At 34.9% G+C, this 16,766-nt stretch carries 16 protein-coding genes; 6 read left to right on the top strand and 10 right to left on the bottom strand.

What is annotated here, in order from left to right:
• Positions 1-91: 91 nt before the first annotated feature.
• Complete coding sequence (locus ABEB23_RS08665; RefSeq protein ID WP_348812164.1) at positions 92-448, bottom strand: hypothetical protein; 357 nt, start codon at positions 446-448, stop codon at positions 92-94.
• Between the two features lie 145 nt (positions 449-593).
• On the opposite strand from ABEB23_RS08665, the gene ABEB23_RS08660 reads away from it, so the two are divergent.
• Complete coding sequence (locus ABEB23_RS08660) at positions 594-1,094, top strand: CvpA family protein (protein ID WP_348812163.1); 501 nt, start codon at positions 594-596, stop codon at positions 1,092-1,094.
• A gap of 194 nt (positions 1,095-1,288) precedes the next feature.
• Here the strand turns inward: ABEB23_RS08660 and ABEB23_RS08655 are convergent, their stop codons facing one another.
• The 8 genes from ABEB23_RS08655 to ABEB23_RS08620 all read right to left on the bottom strand — a co-directional run bounded on the left by ABEB23_RS08655 (position 1,289) and on the right by ABEB23_RS08620 (position 10,386).
• On the bottom strand, positions 1,289-2,032 hold the full coding sequence (locus ABEB23_RS08655) for a tetratricopeptide repeat protein (protein ID WP_348812162.1): 744 nt from the start codon (positions 2,030-2,032) through the stop codon (positions 1,289-1,291).
• Between the two features lie 20 nt (positions 2,033-2,052).
• Positions 2,053-3,804, bottom strand: a complete 1,752-nt coding sequence (locus ABEB23_RS08650; RefSeq protein WP_348812160.1) for a BatD family protein — start codon at positions 3,802-3,804, stop codon at positions 2,053-2,055.
• Between the two features lie 104 nt (positions 3,805-3,908).
• Positions 3,909-4,673 carry a tetratricopeptide repeat protein gene (locus ABEB23_RS08645; RefSeq protein WP_348812158.1) on the bottom strand — a complete coding sequence of 255 codons (765 nt, stop codon included), beginning with the start codon at positions 4,671-4,673 and terminating at the stop codon, positions 3,909-3,911.
• A gap of 50 nt (positions 4,674-4,723) precedes the next feature.
• Complete coding sequence (locus tag ABEB23_RS08640; protein ID WP_348812156.1) at positions 4,724-5,755, bottom strand: VWA domain-containing protein; 1,032 nt, start codon at positions 5,753-5,755, stop codon at positions 4,724-4,726.
• 3 nt (positions 5,756-5,758) lie between these two features.
• A complete protein-coding gene (locus ABEB23_RS08635; protein WP_348812154.1) occupies positions 5,759-6,760 on the bottom strand; it encodes a vWA domain-containing protein in 1,002 nt (333 codons plus the stop codon).
• Entirely contained in the window at positions 6,760-8,394 is a 1,635-nt protein-coding gene (locus ABEB23_RS08630; protein WP_348812153.1) for a hypothetical protein, read from the bottom strand. The genes ABEB23_RS08635 and ABEB23_RS08630 overlap by 1 nt, the downstream gene beginning before the upstream one ends.
• A 50-nt stretch (positions 8,395-8,444) precedes the next feature.
• The gene (locus ABEB23_RS08625) at positions 8,445-9,308 is read right to left on the bottom strand and encodes a DUF58 domain-containing protein (RefSeq protein ID WP_348812152.1); all 864 of its coding nucleotides are present in this window, start codon (positions 9,306-9,308) and stop codon (positions 8,445-8,447) included.
• Positions 9,309-9,381: 73 nt separating this feature from the next.
• Entirely contained in the window at positions 9,382-10,386 is a 1,005-nt protein-coding gene (locus ABEB23_RS08620; protein WP_348812151.1) for an AAA family ATPase, read from the bottom strand.
• A gap of 212 nt (positions 10,387-10,598) precedes the next feature.
• Here ABEB23_RS08620 and ABEB23_RS08615 point away from each other — a divergent pair, with 212 nt between their 5' ends.
• Positions 10,599-11,471: an aldo/keto reductase gene (locus ABEB23_RS08615; RefSeq protein ID WP_348812150.1), complete on the top strand. Its 873-nt coding sequence runs from the start codon at positions 10,599-10,601 to the stop codon at positions 11,469-11,471.
• Between the two features lie 70 nt (positions 11,472-11,541).
• Here the strand turns inward: ABEB23_RS08615 and ABEB23_RS08610 are convergent, their stop codons facing one another.
• Positions 11,542-12,345, bottom strand: coding sequence for a DUF4382 domain-containing protein (locus ABEB23_RS08610; RefSeq protein WP_348812148.1), 804 nt, complete (start codon positions 12,343-12,345; stop codon positions 11,542-11,544).
• A gap of 264 nt (positions 12,346-12,609) precedes the next feature.
• On the opposite strand from ABEB23_RS08610, the gene ABEB23_RS08605 reads away from it, so the two are divergent.
• From ABEB23_RS08605 to ABEB23_RS08590, 4 genes are all read left to right on the top strand, one after another.
• A complete protein-coding gene (locus ABEB23_RS08605; protein WP_348812147.1) occupies positions 12,610-13,365 on the top strand; it encodes an SDR family NAD(P)-dependent oxidoreductase in 756 nt (251 codons plus the stop codon).
• 84 nt (positions 13,366-13,449) lie between these two features.
• Complete coding sequence (locus ABEB23_RS08600; RefSeq protein WP_348812146.1) at positions 13,450-14,598, top strand: ATP-binding protein; 1,149 nt, start codon at positions 13,450-13,452, stop codon at positions 14,596-14,598.
• Positions 14,599-15,032: 434 nt separating this feature from the next.
• Positions 15,033-15,920: a 3-keto-disaccharide hydrolase gene (locus ABEB23_RS08595; RefSeq protein ID WP_348812145.1), complete on the top strand. Its 888-nt coding sequence runs from the start codon at positions 15,033-15,035 to the stop codon at positions 15,918-15,920.
• Between the two features lie 109 nt (positions 15,921-16,029).
• Positions 16,030-16,755, top strand: coding sequence for a metallophosphoesterase family protein (locus ABEB23_RS08590; RefSeq protein WP_348812144.1), 726 nt, complete (start codon positions 16,030-16,032; stop codon positions 16,753-16,755).
• Positions 16,756-16,766 lie beyond the last annotated feature (11 nt).

Below are 16,766 nucleotides of genomic sequence, written 5' to 3'. Positions count from 1 at the left end.
GCAAATTTAGTATTTTTTTAGCTAAAAAGTATATAGTCACAGTCGCAGTTTTCAATATTGCGGACTGAAAACTGAGACGGAACACTGATCATTAAGAAATAAGTTCTCTTTCGATGAAATAGTTTACAATTGCTTCTTTCATCAAAACCGATTGTTCTCCCGCTTTTAATGGCGGCAACTCCTCTTTTACTTTGTAATGCGGCCAACCTTCTTCATCAAAAAATTCGAATTCATAGAAACCATAAGGCTCCAATAACCTGCAAATAGCAATATGCATCAGGTTTAGTTTTTCATCTTTTTTGAATTCACGGTGTACTTTACCCAGTTCTTGTACACCGATCAAATAAATAATGGCGTCCAAATCTAAATCTTCACCCTGTGAAAATTGATTAGAAAGTATATCTACAAGCTGTTCCCAGCGTTCTTTTAATTGTGTATCTCTTGACATATTATGAGTTATGAGCTATGAATTATGAATTAGGAGTTCATAATTTCATAAAATTATTTCGACAAAGATAAGAACTTGAAAATTGGCAATGGACAATCCCCTTTTGTTTTATATTTGCACTTTTTTAAATATTAAAATTAGCATTATGGGTTTTCTGGATATTGTTTTGGGTGTATTATTGGCTTTCGCTCTGTATAAAGGGATAAAAAACGGACTTTTTATCGAATTGGCCTCACTGATTTCTCTTTTAGCTGGTATTTACTTTGCCATAAAGTTTTCCTCATTCATGAAAAATATTTTATCAGGCTTTTTCCATTGGAATCCCAATACAATTCAGATTACCGCTTTTATACTCACTTTTATTGTTGTAGTTATTGGGATATCTTTACTGGGTAAATTCCTCACCGGTTTGGCTGATTTTGCTTATTTAGGACTACCAAATAAAATCGGAGGAGGTTTTTTTCGAGTTCTCAAAACCGTTCTGATTGTGAGTATTGTTTTTACTGTTTTCGAAAAAATAAACTACAACAACTTTTTGGCCAAAAAAGAAACCTTGGACAATTCCTTATTTTACAATCCGATTCAGAAAACAGCAGGCTATATCTTTCCTTCAATTGAAAAATGGTATGATAAAGTGAGGAAATAGTGTTTTTAGTCTCAGTAATTAGTTTTTGGTAGAGTAGAGTAAATATTATTCTGTTTTCAAGTTCTATCAGCTGAATGCATTCTTAAAATAAGATAGCCCATAGTTCCGACTATGGGCTATTGATTTTATATACTAATAAACTAAATCCATTTTAACACCCAGACCGAAAACTGAGACTAAAAACAGAATTACTATTACTTCACTTCCTTAATTGCACTATTCTCAATCCAGCCTTCAGTTCCATCTGTAAGTTGGACTTTCTTCCAATTACTTATAACTTGCTGGACATATACTTTTGTTCCTTCGTGGAGCACAAAAATAGCCGAGGCTGATTGCTGCGGCTCGCTTTTCACTTCGGCCACTTCAGCAAAAACGATAGCCGGTTTTTCGTTTTCGAAATGACTTTTTTCAAAAATAGCTGCCGAAACACTAATTAACAGAAAAGAAACCAACACAAACATTCCGAAGAAAAAAATCCTCTTGAAAAGTGCGTTCACTGAAAAATAGTACCCTATAAAAAACAATAAAAATAGTATCGCAAACGAAACCGCAATCCAAGCCCAAGTATTGTAATGATAAATTGCCGTGAAATCACGCAGCAATCTTTCAAAACCAACTTTTGGCACTTCTTTTACCTCATCAATGGTCAATTTTTGTGCGAATTTCAAGTTATTCAATACCTCTTTATCGTTTGGTTTAAGCACTAATGCTTTTTCATAATTATAAATCGACGGAGCTACTTTGTTTAGTTTGTAATAACAATTCCCCAAATTAAAATACAATTCAACCGAATGTTTATTGGTCTCCAAAACACCTTCATACGCTTTTATCGCCTCCTCGTATTTCCCATCTTGATATAATTCGTTCCCGACTTCAAAGCCATTTTGAGCGAAAAAAACCTGTGTGATTAGTAAAAATATATAAACTACGTTCTTCATTTTGTCTAAATTATCAATTGCTAAATCTGCTTCTCTAATTCTGCAATTATCAGTACCGCCTTATCAAAATCCTGTTGAATTGAGGTACTTGATGCCGGAGCATAGCGTGCCAGTTCGCAATTCTCTGTCAATGCAATAAAATCGTTAACCGCTGCCGGATTCGCATTTCTGGACAACAAAAGCTCTTGTATATTATCCTTACTCATATCAGAAGTTTCAATATGCAGTTTGGCTTTTAAGAAATTATGCATCGCTTTTTCTAAGGCCACATAAAATGGTTCTTTATTATTGATCTGTTTTTTAGCTTCAGATAAATATTTCTTTGCCAATCTGTTGTTCATTCTGATTCGGTTTCCGGAAACATCCTTATCAATAGCTTCTTTTTTCTTTCTTAACAGCACAATCAGAGGCAGCATTAAAAATGGAGAAAGTAACAATCCGTAGAATAAATTTGACCCAAAGAAATCTTCTTTGTGCATCGCCAAAAGTTTACTTTTCAACTTAATATATTTGAACTGCTCTGTTTTTAAAATCTTGTTTTTCTCTCCACCTGTAGAAGCAACGGCTGTTGAATCTGTGGCTGTTGGCCCGTCGAGAACATTAATCATTATTTCCTCTGAAGTAAGTGTTTTATACGTTCCCGAACCCAAATCAAAATACGTAAACTGCATCGGCTTAATAGGATATTTGCCTTTGTATTGCGGTATAATGGTATAACTGTCTGATATTTTTCCTGTCATACCAGCCAAACCTGTATTTACTTGTTCGTTATGCACAGGATCATACATCTCTAAAGAATTTGGAACAACAGGTTTTGGCAAATTAAATAATTTCATATTTCCTTTACCTGTTACACTGACAACCAAATCTAAACTTTCTCCATTTTTCAAATTGGTTTTACTCGGTATTACCTTAAAATCAAACTTCCCGACAGCACCCGAAAAATCTTCTGGTTTCCCGACTTCCGGCAATGGTCTAGCGTAAATTGTTTTGGCTCCCGCTGACACTCTTTTGTTTCCCTCGGTTACAATATATCTACCAAACACATCTCTGCGATTACTTGGCAATTGCACATCAATATCCAATGAAAGCGGTTCTATGGCTAATTTTCCCGATTTTTGAGGATATAAAACGGTTTTTCTCAGTACCACATAACGATATTTTTCTCCCTTAAACATCCCTTCCTCTGCAACCAATTGCTTAATGTCAATATTCTGGCTCCAGAAATCATTGTATTTAGGTGAATTAAGTTCTCTCCAATTCGTGATTCCAATATTGTAACTGAAATAGAGCTTATATACCACTGTTATAGGCTCATTGATATAAGGGTTTGTTTTTGAAATATCAGCAACAAGATAAATATTGTCATCTGCTGATATTTGAGTATCATTCGGATCTCTAGGCTGCTCTGTTGCGGCCGTAACATTAATTCTTATAGGCGATGTCTTATAAATTTGGCCATTGAATTCAATAGCTGCCTGTTTAATAAGCAATGTACCCTTTTGATTAGGCAAGAGAAAATAAGAGTAAATTTTTTCAAATGAACTTCTTCCATTTACCCAAGACTGACTTACCTGTTGACTGGGACCTGCTATAATTCTAAATCCTTCAAAAGAGGGTTGATTGAAATTATCACCATCCACATTCATGATAAAATCAACACGCAATCTTTCATTTAGCCCAAGCGTAGTTTTGCTTACTTTGGCCTCAAATTGTACTTGAGCCCAAAGTCCCTGAAAACATAGAAGCAATAGGATTATATATTTTTTCATTACTTGTTTAATCTTTTACTTGTTTAACCGTTTATTTGGTTAATCGTTTATTTCGATTCGATTGAACAAATCCACTAATAAACGATTAACCAATTAACCAAATTCTACCAATCTTTCTCTGTTTGTACTGGTTTTCCTTTTACTTTTTGTGCGTTAACTTTATTTTGAACTTTCTTCTCTTCATTGTTCACTGCATCTAAGAGATTTTGCAATCGGTCTTGGGATATTCCTCCAGGAGTAGGCTTCGGTTTATCACCCTGATCTTTCTTATCGTCATTTTTCCCGTTTTTGTCTGACTTATCCTTATCTCCTTTGTCGTCGTTTTTATCTTTGTTCTTGTCGCCTTGGTCTTTATTTTTATCCTTTTCTCCGTCTTTCTTATCGTCCTTCTTATCCTTATCCTTGTCTTTATTTTTATCTTTATTCTTATCGTCTTTAGGCGGATTTTCCTTCAGCATCTTCTTAGCCAGAGCATAATTATATCGCGTCTCTTCGTCTGAGGGATTGTTCCTTAAGGCATTTTTATAAGCTTCTACAGCCTGCGAATAATCTTTCTCCTTCATAAAAACATTTCCTAAATTATGGAAAGCTTTGTGTTTTTGCGATCTTGATTTTGTACTTGCAATTGATTTTGCATAAGCATACTTGGCCTCTGAAGGCTGATTTTGTTTGTAAATCGAATTCCCTAAATTATAGGGTGCAACAGCTCTATTAGGAAATTTTGACTGCGAAACTCTATAACTCGCTTCTGATTCAACAAAATTATTTTGCGCATATTCTTCATTTGCTTTAGGCAAATTTTTGTCCTTCTCCTGTGCTGAAACAGCCAAAGAAATAGTGAGCAAAACATATAGAAATAAATTTTTCATTATCGTTTTTAATTTACATACCGTAAGATTCTTAAAAATCATCGAAATACTTACTCTTTCTCATTAAATAAATTCAACTTTTTCACCCATTTCGTTTTCCTCTCTAAAAGAAAAACATCCAACAACAATAAGATAAAAGCTATCCCCAAAAACCATTGAAATTGGGACTGAAAATCGGCCATTTGCGTAGCTTCAAATTCTGTTTTTTCAATATTATTTAAAGCATTTTTTACATACTCCAATACTTCTTTGGTATTGGATCCGCTTACATATCCACCTTTAGTAGCTTTAGCAATTGCAATAAGGCTTTCCTTATTTAGCTTTGTAATTACTACTTCATTATTCCTGTCTCTTTTAAAACTTTCAACAACACCATTTCTTTTCAACGGAATCGGGCCTCCTTTCTCAGTACCGACACCAATAGTAATAATTTTAATTCCTAACTTATTGGCTTCTTCCGCAGCAGCCTCAGCGCCTTCAGAATGATCTTCTCCATCAGAAACCATGATTAGCAACTTACTTGTCTTTTTATCGTCAAAATAAGTAGAAGAAAGCTTAATAGCCTCGTCTAATGAAGTTCCAACAGAGGATACCATATCAGTATTCATACTCTGCAAAAACATCTTCGCCACACTATAATCAGTTGTAATTGGCAGCACAGGAAACGAACTTCCTGCATAAGCCACAATACCTATTCTGTCGCTTCCCAATTGGTTGATAATCTGCGAAACAATTTGTTTACTTTTATCCAGACGACTTGGAGTCACATCTTCTGCCAGCATACTTTTGGACACATCGATAGCAAAAACGATGTCGATTCCTTCCCGTTTTACCGTTTCCATCTTAGTCCCGATTTTTGGATTTACCAATCCTAAAATTAAACCGGTCAAAGCCAAAAGTATCACCACCAATTTCAAAATTGGCTTAAAAAAAGAACTCTCCGGACTAAGTTTCTTGACCAAATCCAAATCCCCAAATTCCTTTTGTTTCTTTCTTTTCCAATATAAATTAAATAGAAAAAACACTACTATAATGGGTAGTATCAACAGCAGGTACAAATATTTCTTTTCGTCTAATTCCATTTTCTATATAAATGATCTGTAAACCGTATTTCGTAATCCAATTTCTAACAATACCAAAAAACCGGCTAACCACACAAAAGGCCTGAACTTCTCATCGTAATCATAAAACTTCAATTCTTCGATTTCTGTCGTTTCCAGTTTGTTGATAGAAGCATAAATTTCGGCCAACCTATCGTTACTGGTCGCTCTGAAATATTTTCCATCCGTTTTTCTGGCAATGCTTTTCATCAATTGCTCATCAATTTCCACTTGCATCATTCGGAACAAAAATTGACCGCTTGGAGTGACATTATACGGAGACATAGCCATTCCATTAGTTCCAATTCCTATCGTATATACTTTAATACCATATTGTTTGGCAATATCAGAAGCCGTTTCGGGTTCAATAAAACCGGAATTATTTACACCGTCTGTCAAAAGAATAATAACTTTACTTTTGGCTTTACTGTCTTTTAACCTGTTTACAGCTGTCGCCAATCCCATTCCGATTCCGGTTCCATCCTGTAAAACATTATCATATTTTATACTTTTAATCGCCTCCGATATAATAGCCTTATCACTCGTTACGGGTGTTTTCGTATACGCTTCAGAAGCATACACCACAAGCCCGATTCTATCGTTAGGTCTTTCATTAACAAAATCGGCAGCCACTCTTTTCAGAGCCTCCATTCTATTGGGCTTCAAATCTTTGGCCAACATACTTCCTGAAACGTCTACGGCCATTACAATATCAATCCCTTTAGTCGTTTTCGTTTTGTTACTAATATCAACCGTTCTAGGTCTTGCCATTGCCACTATCAGCGAACTTAAGGCCAATAATCGAAGCACACCCAAGTACGGTTTTAATTTTGCTAATAACGAAACAGACCCTTTAAATCCTTCAACAGAACTTATTTTTAAAGTCGCTGATTGTTGGTTACTTTTCAAAACCAGCCACACAGCAGCCATTGGAATCAAAAGGAACAACCAAAAAAACTCTGGGTTTAAAAAAGTTAATTTTTCCATTATTTACCCATTTGTTTTAGTTCAACAGAATTCAAAATGCGATCTGTAATTTCGTTCGCATATTTATCACCTTCAGCATGCAAAATCATGATTTGCTGCAAACCTTGCTCTTGTTTGAAATATAAAATTTCATAGTATGCTTTCTCGCTAGTTTTATTCAACGGATTAAGAATAGTCATTGTTCCATATCCTTTTAAGCCTTCGATACCGTTTCCGGTCTGGAAATCTTCTTGTTTTACAATGATATTTTGTCCTCCTTGGGATTCAATCACTTTCAATGATCCTTCTAATGCTTTAGATAAGTCTATCTCTACCGGGTTTTTGAACTTACTTGTTGAAACTACTATGTAAAAATTATCCATTATGCTACCATATTGAAAAAGCTGCATCTCTTTAATCAAAGCCATGGTTTCTTTTGGCAGTGTTTTTTGAACATCCATTCTTTTGAGAACCTTTGGTGTTTCAATCAAAACTGCAGGATTACCGTATTCACTTTTTACCCATTCTCCTTCCAATAACTCTTTAGTTGGATGACCAATAATATTATCTTTCACATAGTCAAACCCTTTGGTAACAATAAAAAAAGTGGTTGTGACCAACAGTAAAAAAACTACTGCCGAAATAGACATAAGAATACGTTTGTTTCTCTTTTTCTTCAGCTGAATTCGTATCTGATTTTGTCTTTGAGCTTCATTCAATACCATATCTTCTTCTACCGGGACTTCAGCCGGAATAGAATTATCCAAAGTCAGAATAGCTTTTTGTATCTTATTTCTATCTTCGGTGATTTCGAAATCCAACGGTTTCGATTTGGCAAATTTCACTAAATCAGCCTGTTTTAAAACACGTTCCAGATTTTCTATGGTTTCTTGTGAAAGTGTCATTTTCTTTTTCAAAGAAGCCACCCGAAGCCCTTCAATAAGCTCCGAAGTAGTGCTTTCCATAGCGGGAATCTCAATTGCTTCCTCGATATAGTTTCTGGTTATATCCGTCAATTCACTGTAATACGCCTTGATTTCCCCTTTTTGCCAAAGCTCCTTTTTTTCTAATGTTTGAAGTAAACTAGTTGCTTTTTCTATAGGAGTTTTAAAAATTTCTTCTTCAATTTTCTTCTTTTGATATTTTCTGAGATACCAATAAACCAAGGCTCCAATACCCACTATAAAAATCAGTATCAAAAGATACTTCCACCAGTCACCTAATTGGTCTTCTACAGGAACGATATCTTTAATATCATACATTTTTTGCTGTAAAGTGTCTACTGGCACATTAGCAACTTCTACTAAAAGAGAATCTGATAAAAATGGTTTATTATTGATAAAGATCTTAACGCTGGGAATTGTATATTTTCCTGAATCAAATTGGGTTAAGCCATACTTTTTGATTAATTCATAGCGACCGTCCTGCTTGATGGTATCGATCGGATATGACATAATCACTTCTAAAGCCCCAATGTTTTTAAGATTTGGAAAAACGACCTTAGCACTGGTATCAACCGAAGTCTTCAAGCTTAATTTGAATTCGGCACCTATTTTATTTTTAATCGTGTCAATACTTGTCACTAGTTGTTTTTGTTGCGCAAAAACAGCCGAAGAAAATAGCAGAACTAGTAGTAGGTATAATTGTTTTTTCATTTTATAATTTTCGATGGAGCAAATAATTGATAATATTCAATCTAAAATCTTTATCTCGATTTAAAATAGCCCAATAATTTTGTCACATAACTTTCGTCAACTCTTGTGTTTACAACACCAGAACCTGATTTACTAAAGGTTTCTTTAAAATAATTCACCTTATCGTGATAGTATTTCTCGTAATTCATCCGAACTGATTTTGATCCGGTGTTGATCAATTTTGTTTCACCGGTTTCAGCATCAAGCATCGAAACCATACCTAAATCTGGCATTTTTTCTTCACGAATATCATAAACCCGAATACCTGTAATGTCATGTTTTTTGGATGCAATTTTTAAGGTTTGCTCATAATCCTGAGACATAAAATCAGAAATAACAAAAACAATTGCTTTCTTTTTCTGGGTTCCCGATAAAAATTTCAGGGCTTGTGCTATATCTGTTTTATGGCTTTTAGGCTCGAATTCGATTAGCTCCCGTATGATACGTAACACATGTGATCGTCCTTTTTTCGGAGGAATATACAATTCGATTTCATCTGAAAACAAAATCAACCCAATTTTATCATTGTTTTGAGTGGCAGAAAAAGCCATGGTCGCAGCAATTTCTGTTACGATGTCTTTTTTAAATTGATTTTTGGAGCCAAAACTTTCCGAACCGGAAATATCAACCATCAACATCATTGTTAATTCGCGTTCCTCTTCAAAAACCTTTACATGTGCTTCATTGTAACGTGCAGTTACATTCCAATCGATGGCACGAATATCATCTCCGTATTGGTATTGGCGCACTTCGCTGAAAGTCATTCCACGTCCTTTGAACGAGGTATGGTATTCCCCCGAAAAGATGTGATCACTCAATCTTCGGGTTTTAATTTCAATTTTTCGTACTTTTTTTAAAAGCTCTTTTGTATCCATTTTTTCAGTGTTCAGTGTTTGGTGTTCAGTGTTCAGTTACTGTAAACTGAATACTGATTACCGCAAACTGTTTTTAAGGTACTTCAATCTCGTTGATGATCTTATTGATGATGTCTACAGAAGTAATATTTTCAGCCTCGGCTTCGTAAGTAATCCCAACTCTGTGACGCAATACATCATGAACCACAGCACGTACATCTTCGGGAATCACATAACCTCTACGTTTAATGAAAGCATAACATTTAGCTGCATTGGCAAGGTTAATACTTCCACGGGGAGAAGCTCCAAAACTAATCAATGGCTTCAAATCTCCCAATTTATATTTTTCAGGATAACGGGTAGCAAAAATTATATCAAGAATGTATTTTTCAATTTTCTCGTCCATGTAAACCTCACGAACTGCTTCCTGTGCACGTAAAATCTGATCCACAGAAACAACTTGATTTACTTTATCATAACTCCCTTTCAAATTCTGACGAATCACTAAACGCTCTTCATCCATTTTTGGATAATCAATAACCGTTTTTAGCATAAAACGATCGACCTGTGCTTCAGGAAGTTGGTAGGTACCCTCTTGTTCAATAGGGTTTTGAGTAGCAAGAACCAAAAATGGTCTGTCCAGTTTAAAAGTAGTATCACCGATCGTCACTTGCTTTTCCTGCATCGCTTCCAACAACGCCGATTGCACTTTGGCTGGCGCACGGTTAATCTCATCCGCTAAAACGAAGTTGGCGAAAATAGGACCTTTTTTAATTGAAAATTCATTTTGCTTGATGTTATAAATCATGGTTCCAACGACATCAGCCGGTAATAAATCCGGAGTAAACTGGATTCTGCTGAAAGAACCATCAACAGCTTGAGACAATGTATTAATTGCCAATGTTTTAGCTAACCCAGGAACACCTTCCAATAAAATATGCCCCTGACCCAAAAGCCCAATTAACAAACGCTCGACCATGTGTTTCTGGCCCACAATAACTTTGTTCATTTCCATCATGAGGAGGTCAATAAAAGCACTCTCTCTTTCAATTTTTTCATTGATTGCCCTAATGTCTAAAGTCGTTGTATTCTCTTCCATATTAATATTTTTAAAACCTTATGTTTAATGCCTAGTCTTTGAGAGTGCAAATTGAATTTTTTTTTATAAGAAAGATGTTAAAAAATGGTTAAAACTTCGACTAATGGCAGAATTTTAAGGACGAATTATGATAGAATTTACCTATTTTTAAGAACTTTGGAAAATACACTTTGAAATCACAGAAATAAGAATTTGAATAAAAAATAAAAACCATGGGTAAAACAACATTATCACCTATAATTGCTGGCGCTATGAATTGGGGAGTTTGGGATAAAAATCTCAATACCAAAGAAATGAAAAACATGATTCGTCTCTGTCTGGAAAACAAAATCACCACTTTTGACCACGCAGATATTTACGGTGCTTACACAACAGAAGCTGATTTTGGAAAAGCATTTGCTTCCAGCAAAATTGCAAGAGATAAAATACAACTTATTTCCAAATGCGGGATTCAAATGGTAGCTGAAAACAGAAACAATACCATCAAGCATTATGAATATTCTAAAGACTACATCATCTGGTCTGTTGAAAATTCGTTAAAAAACCTGCATACGGATTTCTTGGATGTACTTTTACTGCATAGACCAAGCCCATTAATGCAAGCTGATGAAATTGCAGAAGCCGTTCTCAAGCTTAAAACAGAGGGGAAAATTATTGATTTTGGACTTTCTAATTTCACTTCTTCACAAACCGAATTGATTCGCCAAAAGACGGAAATAAGCTATAATCAGATACAATTTTCCGCCACCAATTTTGAACCAATGGTGGATGGAAGTTTTGATTATATGCAAATGCACAATATTCGCCCGATGTCATGGAATCCTTTAGGATGCGTTTTTAGAGAAGATATTCCACAGACTCACCGATTAAAAAAATTATTGGCAACCTTGGTTTCAAAATACGAACTAGGTTCTGACACAATCTTGCTTTCCTGGATTTTGCAACATCCGGCCAAAGTACTTCCTATTGCAGGAACTGTGAACGTAGCCCGAATCCAATCTTTAATGAAAGCAACTGAATTGCATCTGGATAAAGAAGACTGGTTTGCTATATGGACCGAAAGTATGGGAAATGAAGTTCCTTAAACCGTTGACTATAAATCATAAAAAAAACAGCTAATTGATAGCTGTTTTTTTTATGATTAATTATTTTGATCTATAAGGCGATGTTACCCATATCTGTAGCTTGTCCATTGACCACAACCACATCTGCGATTGCTTTTACCGCCACTCCCGAAGCCACATCTGGAGTTAAAGTAACTGTATAAGTTCCAGCCGGAACTCCATTTAGCTGAAATTTCCCTAACTCATCAGCATAGGCCGAAATAGTCTTATCACCCACCGGAACAGAAACCAAAACTTGATATCCAACTAAATTTGGACTAATAACCCCTTTAATAACACCTGAAGTAGCAGTTGTTGATACCTTGATTACCGGATGAAGATTATAAATCCCAGAAGCTCCACCTTCAACAACGGAATGTTCTACATCAAAATCCAGTAAAAAATCATACGTAACTCCCTCGACCAATGTTTGATTAATTTGTAGTTTCAACCCTGATTGTTGTCCACTTGGAGTATTTAAAGGATATTCAACACCATCTACAACAACCGTGTTTCTATCACCAAGCAATAATCTAATTTGCCCTAAGTAGCCTGAAGGAACGCTATTATCTGCTAGCATAACATTAACTCCTCCAGTTAATTCAAGCAAATTATATATACCTGGATTAGTATTTCCAATACTTACCCATCCCTGATCATCCGTGTTTGAATTGTCTTTAGTCAAAACATCCAATACATCTACGTTCACTTCTTCATAATCTCCTGGCGCATCGCTCATCCTAACCGTAACTCTTGAAGTCGGCACACTGTCGTCACTATCATTACAACTTACAAAAAACAAAGACGCCAAAACAATTACTAAAAACTGCAATAAATTAAATTTTACTTTTTTCATTCTTTTATTTTTTAAATTAGTACTTTCATAACGTGCAAAAAAACTTCTTTAGTACTTTTAAGACTTTTTTTAACACAAAGCTTAATAAGCACTTTTTTGATAAAAAGCTGTTTCTATTTCCTAATAAAGGTCGCTATTTCACGATAAGAAAGACCACTAAAATTAATGAAAATTTGTTACAATTTTTAATTTAAAAAGCTTTAAAACAGCTAATTGAAACAAAAAAATAAAAGATTAACTATTTACAAGAATACTATATAAATCATGAATAAAACAGTTTTAATAACTGGAGCAACCAGTGGAATCGGTAAAGCTACAGCAAGAATATTGGCAGAAAACAACTACAGGATAATCATCTGCGGAAGACGGGCAGAGCGATTATCTGAACTAAAAAAAGAACTTTCAGAATTTACAGAAGTCCATACTTTACAATTTGATGTTCGGGATAAAAAAGCCGTTTTTGAAAACATCAATTCTTTACCCGAAGCGTTTTCGAAAATAGAGATTCTAATTAATAACGCCGGAAACGCACATGGTTTAGATCCTATACAAAATGGCGATTTAGATGATTGGGATGCCATGATTGACATTAATGTAAAAGGACTTTTATATGTTTCAAAAGCAATAATCCCAAAAATGATTGAACGAAAATCCGGTCACATCATTAACATTGGCTCTATAGCCGGAAAAGAAGTATATCCAAACGGAAATGTATATTGCGCCTCCAAACATGCTGTTGATGCTTTGAACAACAGTATGCGAATGGACTTGAATCCATATGGAATTCGCGTTGGCGCCATACATCCCGGAATGGTGGAAACCGAATTTAGCGAAGTCCGTTTCAAAGGAGATACAGAAAGAGCTTCAACTGTTTATAAAGGTGTAAAAGCTTTACAAGCTGAGGACATCGCCGACATTATCCACTTTGTAGTCTCCAGACCTTACCATGTCAACATTGCCGATTTGATTGTATATCCAACCGCACAGGCTTCGGCGACAATTTTAAAAAGAGATGTTTAAAATTGATTTTTATATTGTTGGATTTTTAGATTATTAATACAGTCTAAAAATCCAATAGTCTAAGAAATCTAAGAATCTAATCATATGATCAACAAACGCCTTCTCATAAAAAATCTTCTTGCCCATAATGACGAAAGTAGTTTTTATGATAAAAAACGTCAGTTGAATTTACATACCCGTGAAGGAAAAGCAAAATTCCTCAAACACATTTGCGCGCTGTCCAATTCGAATCCCACAAACAACTCTTACATCGTGGTAGGTGTTGAAGACCAAGACAATCTTATTGTGGGCGATGATTTCTTTGATGATAGCCGAATTCAGAACTTGGTTAATGCCTTTTTGGAGAATCCTCCTAAAATTCAATACGAAAATGTGCCTTTCCCTAATTTACCTAAAGACAAAGTCATCGGACTCGTGACTATCAAACCAAACAGTAAAACTTCCTATTTCAAAAAAGGAATTCATACCATTCCTGCCAACAGTATTTTCATAAGACGTGGCAGTAACACAATGCCTGTTGAAGGCGAAATAGAGAAGAATTATCAAAACATAGAAACTGTCATCGGTATTGAAAATAATTCTCGAAACAGTATCGGTTATACACTTGACAACGTCATCGATTTTATGAATTTCAGGCACAAAGACATGTCCCCAAAATATAAAGTCTTCAAAGAATTATTTGTGATTTGCTGGGCAGGAATTGCAAAAAAATCACGTGACAAAACCTATTTATCACGCGTCGATATAGAACTGATCAATGAGCAAATCAAGTTGTTTTACTCTGCTCTTGATGTTGTCGAAATCATTTTTGATGAAGACACATTCACCATTATAGAGTATGTTCCTCTAGGCCTGAATGACAAAACGAGTTACTATCCTTTAGAAAAACAGACAATTCATTTTCATGATAATGGCTACTACAAAATTGAGAGAGAAATGCTCTTTCAACCACCAGAATTCAATAAGAAAATGTTGTTTCATATTTATAATGCCAATATTGCATTACTTGACAAACTAAAGAAAGGACTTTTATTAAACCAAAGGGAGCATAAAGACTTAGAAAATTTACCTTCAACTTTCATGATTTGTTACCTCAATGGCTTTGAAGAAGCCAAACAAAAACTGATTGATGCCAAACCATTGCTGAAACCACACACACAAGTGTATTTATCGTTTAAGGAAGCGTTGCGGATTTTGAGAAAGATGAAATACGACGTCCAGTCAGAAAATTAGAAGATGTTGTTTTTAAAAAACCGCCTATTTCAACCAATCGTATTACGACAAAAGAGCCGTTAACCAACCTACCATTTCATTTATTACCTGACAGACAAAACTGGTCAAGAGAAACAACAAAGCGAGAACTGCATTCATGATATAGTTTTTAAAATTTTCGTAAAAATAACCTAAAATATTTTATCAAACTATCACCAAAAATAGTGATTTATTGCAGTGCTAAAATAATAATTATGAATCATAAGTTTATGTTAATATTTTGAATTTCAATAAAATAAACTCCTCTTTTCTTTTTATTTAAATCTTTTTTTCTCCAGCTGTTTTTTACAACAAGAAAATCGAACCTATTTTCATATCATTAAAAATGATACTTTTGGATTCAACAATTTATTAATCAGAATACTACAATTATAACAGCAAAAATAACCATAAAAATGAAAAACATTTTCAGACTATTTCTATATACCATTTTACTTTCGTCGTCCACATTCGAACTACATGCGCAAACTTCGAAAAACAATGACTGGACCAATCTGTTGGACTCAAACCTCAGTCAATGGGATATGTATTTGAGTTATAAACACAAAAACAATTACAACGGACAAGTTCCGATGGACAACGAAGGAAAAGCTATTGAACCTATTGGATATAACAAAAATGAAGCTAATGTTTTTACTGTGATCCAAGAAAACAAAGTGCCCGTTTTAAAAGTATCCGGTGAATATTACGGCTGTGTTTTTACAAAAAACAGTTATAAAAATTACCGATTAAAACTTAAGGTAAAATGGGGAACCAAAAAATGGGAACCAAGAACCGAGAAACTCCTCGATGCTGGTGTATTATATCATTCACAAGGCGAGGCTGGCGTAGATTATTGGAGAGCCTGGATGTTGTCGCAGGAATTTCAGTTTATGGAAGGTCATTTTGGTGATTATTGGAACATTGGTAAAGCTGCCATCGATATAAAAGCATTCGCTTCAGAAGGCGTGATGACGTCAATAGCCGATGAAAATCAATCTTTTCTGCCCTTTGGAACCAATACTGAAAGAACCGGTTATTGTACCCGCAAAGAAAATCACGAAAGTGCAATGGGAGATTGGACCGAAATAGAATTAGTATGCTTTGAGGGAAAAAGTCTCCATATTGTAAACGGCCATGTAGTAATGGTACTGCAAAATTCCCGTTTCTGGGATGGGACGAAATTCAATCCGTTAATTGAAGGAAAAATACAATTACAAAGCGAAGCCGGCGAAGTATACTACAAAGAGGTCCTGATAAAACCAATTCATGAAATGCCAAAGGAGTTCAAAAAATATTTTTAAGAAATATCTCGATTTTTTGCCCACCGATATGCGAATTTGAACTTAAAAAACACACAAAAGAGTTGCATTTCGCTTATTTTTGTAGGAGAACAAATTGAGATAATAAGAAATGAGAACACTTGTCATAGGCGACATACATGGTGGATTACGAGCAATACACCAAATTATGGAAAGAGCTAAGGTAACCAAAAAAGATACCCTGATTTTTCTAGGGGATTATGTGGATGGTTGGAGCCAATCACCACAAGTTATCGATTATTTAATTGAATTAAATACAAAAAACAATTGTCATTTCATCAGAGGCAACCATGATGAGTTATTACTCCATTGGCTTAAAGACTCTAAAGATAATGTTACATGGTACCAACATGGCGGCGAAGCAACAGTATTGGCGTATGAAACAGTAACTGAGGAAATCAAAAAAAGACATATTGAATTCCTTCAATCACTGGAAGATCATTATCTGGACGACAAAAACCGTTTGTTTATTCATGCTGGCTTTACCAATATGAACGGTATTGATTTCGAATATTTTCCGAAGCTTTTTTATTGGGACAGAACCTTATGGGAAACTGCTTTGGCATTGGACAAGAAAATAAAAACCACCGATTTATTATATCCAAAGCGATTTAGGCTGTATAACGAAATATACATCGGCCATACTCCTGTTTCCAGAATAGGTAAAACCATTCCTGTACAAATGGCCAATGTCTGGAACGTAGATACTGGCGCGGCTTTCAAAGGACCTTTAACTATTATGGATGCAGATACAAAAGAATTTTGGCAAAGTGAACCTTTAGACATTTTATACCCAAATGAAAAAGGTAGGAATTAGAATATATTAAA

Origin of the sequence: Flavobacterium maritimum, from assembly GCF_040049085.1 — a bacterium.
Taxonomy (GTDB): domain Bacteria; phylum Bacteroidota; class Bacteroidia; order Flavobacteriales; family Flavobacteriaceae; genus Flavobacterium; species Flavobacterium maritimum.
This window is presented reverse-complemented; position numbering and strand designations above follow the sequence as displayed.

Excerpts from the sequence above, each read along its gene's own strand:
- ABEB23_RS08665 (WP_348812164.1), bottom strand. The coding sequence starts at position 448 with ATGTCAAGAGATACACAATTAAAAGAACGCTGGGAACAGCTTGTAGAT.
- ABEB23_RS08660 (WP_348812163.1), top strand. The coding sequence starts at position 594 with ATGGGTTTTCTGGATATTGTTTTGGGTGTATTATTGGCTTTCGCTCTG.
- ABEB23_RS08655 (WP_348812162.1), bottom strand. The coding sequence starts at position 2,032 with ATGAAGAACGTAGTTTATATATTTTTACTAATCACACAGGTTTTTTTC.
- ABEB23_RS08650 (WP_348812160.1), bottom strand. The coding sequence starts at position 3,804 with ATGAAAAAATATATAATCCTATTGCTTCTATGTTTTCAGGGACTTTGG.
- ABEB23_RS08645 (WP_348812158.1), bottom strand. The coding sequence starts at position 4,673 with ATGAAAAATTTATTTCTATATGTTTTGCTCACTATTTCTTTGGCTGTT.
- ABEB23_RS08640 (WP_348812156.1), bottom strand. The coding sequence starts at position 5,755 with ATGGAATTAGACGAAAAGAAATATTTGTACCTGCTGTTGATACTACCC.
- ABEB23_RS08635 (WP_348812154.1), bottom strand. The coding sequence starts at position 6,760 with ATGGAAAAATTAACTTTTTTAAACCCAGAGTTTTTTTGGTTGTTCCTT.
- ABEB23_RS08630 (WP_348812153.1), bottom strand. The coding sequence starts at position 8,394 with ATGAAAAAACAATTATACCTACTACTAGTTCTGCTATTTTCTTCGGCT.
- ABEB23_RS08625 (WP_348812152.1), bottom strand. The coding sequence starts at position 9,308 with ATGGATACAAAAGAGCTTTTAAAAAAAGTACGAAAAATTGAAATTAAA.
- ABEB23_RS08620 (WP_348812151.1), bottom strand. The coding sequence starts at position 10,386 with ATGGAAGAGAATACAACGACTTTAGACATTAGGGCAATCAATGAAAAA.
- ABEB23_RS08615 (WP_348812150.1), top strand. The coding sequence starts at position 10,599 with ATGGGTAAAACAACATTATCACCTATAATTGCTGGCGCTATGAATTGG.
- ABEB23_RS08610 (WP_348812148.1), bottom strand. The coding sequence starts at position 12,345 with ATGAAAAAAGTAAAATTTAATTTATTGCAGTTTTTAGTAATTGTTTTG.
- ABEB23_RS08605 (WP_348812147.1), top strand. The coding sequence starts at position 12,610 with ATGAATAAAACAGTTTTAATAACTGGAGCAACCAGTGGAATCGGTAAA.
- ABEB23_RS08600 (WP_348812146.1), top strand. The coding sequence starts at position 13,450 with ATGATCAACAAACGCCTTCTCATAAAAAATCTTCTTGCCCATAATGAC.
- ABEB23_RS08595 (WP_348812145.1), top strand. The coding sequence starts at position 15,033 with ATGAAAAACATTTTCAGACTATTTCTATATACCATTTTACTTTCGTCG.
- ABEB23_RS08590 (WP_348812144.1), top strand. The coding sequence starts at position 16,030 with ATGAGAACACTTGTCATAGGCGACATACATGGTGGATTACGAGCAATA.